Consider the following 3,015-nt stretch of genomic DNA (forward strand, 5'->3'; position numbering starts at 1 on the left):
CGGGTATCTGGCCGGGCGGGTGGCAAGGCGGCTTTTCGCGATCTGCATCGTATCGCGAAAATTGTCGAGCGACCGGCGCCCTATCCCAAGGAGCAGGCTCGAAACGGGCGGGCGTGATTTCACCAACATAGGAAATTCGACCCCATTGTCGCCGTCATGGGCATCGGCGAGCCGTCACTGGGTTACACGATAGAGGCCGAGCGACAGCTTGTCTCCCGACGAATAGTTGAGGCCGTCGACCTCGGCAACGCGGTTCGCCGACTTGCCTTGCGCCGCCAGCAACCCATTCAGTTTCTGCTCGTCGCCGACCTGCGCCAGCGCCAGGGCGCAGGCAGGATCGCCGAGCAGATGCTTGGCGACGCCATCGACATCGGTCAGGACGGTCTTGGTGCCGATCAGGAACACCAGGCTCGGCTCGTGATATTCCGCCGAAGCGAGCACCGTGGTGTCGCAAGGCCTGTTGGCCTGGAACGCCGCCTCGATCGCCGGGCTCAGCCAGATCGGCTTCAGCGAAGGCGCGATGACGCCGAACAACAGCCCATAGGTGATGCCCGCGCAGACCGCGATGGCGCCGATGCGGGAGAGCGGCACTTGCAGCTGTCGCGAAAAAGCGAAATATCCTGCCGCCAGCGCCGCCGCGGCGGCCGGGATGCTCCACCAGGAGAAGGCGCCGGTGAGATAGATCGGCGCTCCCACGCAGACCACCGCCAGGCCAAGGCTGACCACGGCAAGACCGAATGCGGTCGACCACCACAACCAATCCTGCCAGCGCCTGAGCGGCGCATTCGCCTCCTGCGGCGGCAAGGTCAGCAGCCAGCCGATCAGCAGCGCCATGCCGGGATAGGCCGGCAAGACATAGTGCGGCAGCTTGGTCGGGATCAGTTCGAACACCAGCCAGAACGGAATGTACCAGGCGAGGCAGAAACGCAGCCGGGGATCGTCGCGCAGACGGTTGAGGGCCTGCAGCCCGGCGCCGACCGCGATCAGACCGAACGGCCACATGAACAAGGAATAGGTCAGCATGTAGAAACCGGGCGGCAGACCGTGCGATTCCTCCCCCGAGGCGACCTTGGCCATCATGTCCTTGCCGACGGCATCACTGAGAAAGGCGCCGCCGCTCTTCCAGGTGATGAGGGCGACCCAGGGCAGCACGATGAGCAGCACCAGGGCGGCACCGCGCACGAGCTTCAGCTTCAGGAGCCAGCGCCAGTCGCGCTCGAAGGCAAACAAGGCGGCGACCGTCAGCACCGACAGGAGCGGAGCCACCGGCCCCTTGATAAGGATTCCAAGGCCTTGAGCAGCCCAGAAAATCCACGGCAGGTGGGCGGCTACCGGTTCGTTCCGGCGCGCTGCCAGATAGATCTGGGCGAGCGCGCCTTGCGCCGCCACGCAGCAGGCCAGCAGCATGGCGTCAGTCTTGGCGTCACGGCCCTCGAAGGCGGTGGCGAAGATAGCCGCCATCATCAGGCCGGCGGCGAGACCGGCATTGGCCCCGAACAGCTTGGTGCCTGTCCAGGCAATGCCGACGACGGCCAAGGCAATGCCAAGCATGGAGACGAGGCGGTAGACCCAGATCGGCGCCGCCGCCCCCTCGCCGCTCAGCGCCACGGCCGCCGATTGCAGCCAGTAGATGCCGATCGGCTTCTTGTAGCGCGAGGCATCCTGAAAACGGATGTCGACATAGTCGGAGGTTTCGACCATCTGCTTGGTGGCCTGGACAAAACGGGATTCGTCCCGGTCGACGGGTGGAAGGCTCGCCAGTCCGCTGAAAGTCATCAGCACGCTGAACAGAAAGAGAAAAAGATAGTTCCTGTTCATCGCGGAGCTTTCCGGATCTGATCTGCGGGATGGCCCCGTCGCGGCGCCTCAGGCCCTGCCCTGCGCGGCGCCTCAATACGCCAGCCCAAACGACGAAGCAAGGATTCGCAAATGCCATCCGCGCGGGCACCAAAACCGGAAACCACTTTTGCTGATCGCCGGACCTTTGTCTGGCGCGCGATCGGACGCAAAACCGGAAACCACTTTTGCTGATCGCGCTTGGATGCTAAACGCCCGCGTTCATGCACACCCGAGCCACGCTGGCCGGACGCTTTCGGGAAAGAAAAAATGCCTGCCTTCAAATCGGATTTCCTGCGCACGATGAGCGAGCGCGGTTTCATCCACCAGACTTCGGATGATGCCGGTCTCGACACTATCTTCGCCAAGGAAACGGTGACGGCCTATATCGGCTTCGACGCCACCGCCAAGAGCCTGCACGCCGGCTCGCTGATCCAGATCATGATGCTGCACTGGCTGCAGCAGACCGGTCACCGGCCGATCGCGCTGATGGGCGGCGGCACCTCGATGATCGGCGACCCGTCCTTCAAGGACGAGGCGCGCAAGCTTTTGACCCCGCAGGACATCGAAGACAATCTGGCTGGCATCCGCCGCAACTTCATGCCCTACCTCAAATTCGGCAGCGGTCCGAACGACGCCATCATGGTCAACAACGCCGACTGGCTGATGGAGATCAACTACGTCAATTTCCTGCGCGATGTCGGCCGTCACTTTTCCGTCAACCGCATGCTGGCGTTCGATTCCGTCAAGCTGCGGCTCGATCGCGAGCAGTCGCTGTCGTTCCTCGAATTCAACTACATGATCCTGCAGGCCTATGATTTCGTCGAGCTCTACAAGCGTCTCGGCTGCCGCCTGCAGATGGGCGGCTCCGACCAATGGGGCAACATCATCAACGGCATCGATCTCGGCCGCCGCATGGAGGACGCGCAGCTCTATGCGCTGACCACGCCGCTGCTCACCACCTCGTCGGGCGCCAAGATGGGCAAGTCGGCTTCGGGCGCGGTCTGGCTCGATGCGGAGATGCTGAGCCCCTACGAATTCTGGCAGTACTGGCGCAACACCGAGGATGCCGACGTCGCGCGCTTCCTGAAGCTCTACACGACGCTGCCGCTGGACGAGGTGGCGCGGCTCGAACGGCTCGGCGGATCCGAGATCAATGAGGCCAAGAAGATCCTCGCC

The 3,015-nt window shown here is 63.4% G+C and carries 2 protein-coding genes; one reads left to right on the forward strand and one right to left on the reverse strand.

Features of this window, described 5'->3' with window-relative positions; all coding sequences use genetic code 11:
• Nucleotides 1–174: 174 nt before the first annotated feature.
• Nucleotides 175–1,818, reverse strand: a complete 1,644-nt coding sequence (locus tag EOD15_RS31750) for a glycosyltransferase family 39 protein (protein ID WP_127319488.1) — start codon at nucleotides 1,816–1,818, stop codon at nucleotides 175–177.
• A 288-nt stretch (nucleotides 1,819–2,106) separates the two neighbouring features.
• Here EOD15_RS31750 and tyrS point away from each other — a divergent pair.
• Nucleotides 2,107–3,015, forward strand: a 909-nt coding sequence (gene tyrS, locus EOD15_RS31755) for a tyrosine--tRNA ligase (RefSeq protein ID WP_127409182.1), incomplete at its 3' end; no start/stop codon positions are given.

The sequence above is a fragment of the Mesorhizobium sp. M7A.T.Ca.US.000.02.2.1 genome, assembly GCF_003996995.1.
In the GTDB taxonomy this organism is placed as follows: Bacteria; Pseudomonadota; Alphaproteobacteria; order Rhizobiales; family Rhizobiaceae; genus Mesorhizobium.

Coding starts and splice junctions, on each gene's coding strand:
- EOD15_RS31750 (WP_127319488.1), bottom strand. CDS start 1,818: ATGAACAGGAACTATCTTTTTCTCTTTCTGTTCAGCGTGCTGATGACT.